This is a genomic window from Streptomyces sp. NPDC086519, assembly GCF_040686075.1.
Classification (GTDB): domain Bacteria; phylum Actinomycetota; class Actinomycetes; order Streptomycetales; family Streptomycetaceae; genus Streptomyces; species Streptomyces shenzhenensis.
The window spans coordinates 11,909-13,981 of the sequence record NZ_JBFBJL010000123.1 but is presented as its reverse complement, the minus strand read 5'-3'; the positions used below and the strand labels follow the sequence as shown (position 1 = coordinate 13,981).

2 protein-coding genes and 1 pseudogene are annotated in these 2,073 nt (G+C 69.9%); all 3 read left to right on the top strand.

From position 1 onward, the window contains the following. Positions 1-199: 199 nt before the first annotated feature. Positions 200-457: a hypothetical protein gene (locus AB0P24_RS46850; RefSeq protein WP_365805440.1), complete on the top strand. Its 258-nt coding sequence runs from the start codon at positions 200-202 to the stop codon at positions 455-457. Between the two features lie 139 nt (positions 458-596). After that, positions 597-1,517, top strand: coding sequence for a zinc metalloprotease HtpX (gene htpX, locus AB0P24_RS46845; protein WP_365805437.1), 921 nt, complete (start codon positions 597-599; stop codon positions 1,515-1,517). Between the two features lie 2 nt (positions 1,518-1,519). Continuing rightward, positions 1,520-2,017 (top strand): annotated as a pseudogene (locus AB0P24_RS46840) (hypothetical protein); the annotation flags it as partial. Positions 2,018-2,073 lie beyond the last annotated feature (56 nt).

Genomic DNA, 2,073 nt, shown 5'->3' with positions numbered 1-2,073 from the left:
TGTCCCAACGGTCAAACATGCAGGTCAGCGCGGTTCTAGGTCGTTCCCACAGGTGGCAGAGATCCCGTTAGAGTTCGAGCTGTACTTCGACGTGTGACAGACGCCGTTCCCGGCCGCCCGGCGCCCCCGTCCCTGTTCCTCAGGGCGGGGGTGCCGTCGTATCGTGCCCGGGTACTGATGTTCGAGACGGGGGTACGGGGTGTCCCGACAGGACAACGAGGAGCAGGAGTTCGACTTCAGGTGGGCCGCCGAGGCGGAACACAGGGAGCCGTCCGCACGGGCGCGGATGCTCGCCGCCCGGTGGCGGGAGAACCCGCCGGATCCGGTGCCGTTCCGGCCGGATCCGGGGCCGGCGGGACCGCGCCGGTCGTCCTGGGTTTCGACGGCTCTGGTGCTGGGGTGTGTGGCGGCGGTGATCCTGCTGCTGGGGTACCTGCACACGCGGTCGCCGTACTAGCAGGCCCGGCGTCAGCGCTCCGCCAAGGGTTTTCACAGGGACCTTTTGCCGCTACTAGGGCCGTTCGGAACCGTTCCATGGCGTCCGGCAGGTGCACACTGGACAGCGGGACGAGTGCCTGACTGCGGGGTGGTGCAAGATGCAGAGCCGCTTCCGGAGCGATCGGCGGCTGACCGTTCGGATGACGGTCACGCTGTTCCTGCTCGGGTTGTTGTACGTCGGCTTCGTTGCCGCGTTGATCGTGTTGCTGAAGTCGTGGCTGCTGGTCGTCGTACTGGTGGGCGCGATGTTCGTGGCGCAGTTCTGGTTCTCCGACCGGATCGCGCTGTTCGCCATGCGCGGGCAGGTCGTGGAGCGGGAGGAGTACCCGGAGCTGCACGCGGTGGTGGACCGGCTGTGTGCCATCGCCGACATGCCGAAGCCGGTGGTCGCCGTCTCCGACATGGACATGCCGAACGCGTTCGCGACCGGGCGCAGTCCCGAGCACGCCGTGGTGTGCGTGACCACGGGGCTGCTGCGGCGGCTGGAGCCCGCCGAGCTGGAAGGTGTGCTCGCGCACGAGCTGTCGCACGTGGCGCACAAGGACGTCGCCGTGATCACGATCGCGTCCTTCCTGGGCGTGATCGCCGGGCTCATCGTGCGGTTCGCGTTCTACTCGCAGCTTTTCGGCGGCGGCCGGCGCGACCAGAACACGGCCGCCGTGTTCGCCGCGGTCATCGGGGTCTCCGCGGCCGTGTACGCGATCAGTTTCCTGCTGATCAGGGCGCTGTCCCGGTACCGGGAGCTGGCCGCCGACCGGGCCGCCGCCCTCCTGACCGGCCGGCCCTCCGCGCTCGCGTCGGCGCTCACCAAGGTCTCCGGTGACATCGCCCGGATCCCGACCAAGGACCTGCGCACGGCCCAGGCCTTCAACGCGTTCTACTTCACCCCGGCGACCGGCAAGGAGCCCGGCATCGAGCGCTTCTTCTCCACCCACCCGACCCTGGAGCAGCGGCTCGAACAGCTGGGGCGGATCTCGGCGGAGCTGGGTGAGGCGGCGACGCCCGGGAAGGCCGGGTGAGCATGGGGTTCCTGGACATCCTGCTGGGCCGTACGAAGCCGGTCGCGCCCGATCTCGACCAGTTGTTCGCACTGCCGTCTGCGGCGGTGACGCTGGAGGTGGCTACCGGGTTCCGGCCCACCGGCGCGGGCGCGGTGTGCTTCGCCACCGTGGAGGGCGCGGCCTTCGAGCAGACCCACCGGGAGGTCCAGGCACTCCTCGACGCGGACGCGGACCGCGGCGGGGTTCCGGTGGAGCTGCACCAGGACGACTACGGGTACTCCTGGCTGGTCTCGCAGCGCTCCCCCGACCAGCTTGTGCAGCTGGTCAACGACCTGCACGCGGTGAACAGCTCGATGGAGGCCAACGGCTTCGGCCCGCAGCTGCTCTGTTCTCTGGCCGCCTTCGAGGACGAGCGCGGGCGCCGGCTCGCGCTCGTCTACCTCTACAAGCGGGGCTCCTTCTACCCGTTCGCGCCGCTGCCCGGATACGGGCAGCGGGGGGTCAGCGCCCGCGAGGTGGTGGGGTAGGCGGGGCGCCCCAGCCACCTGCGGTTCGGGGACGACCACAGCCGGTG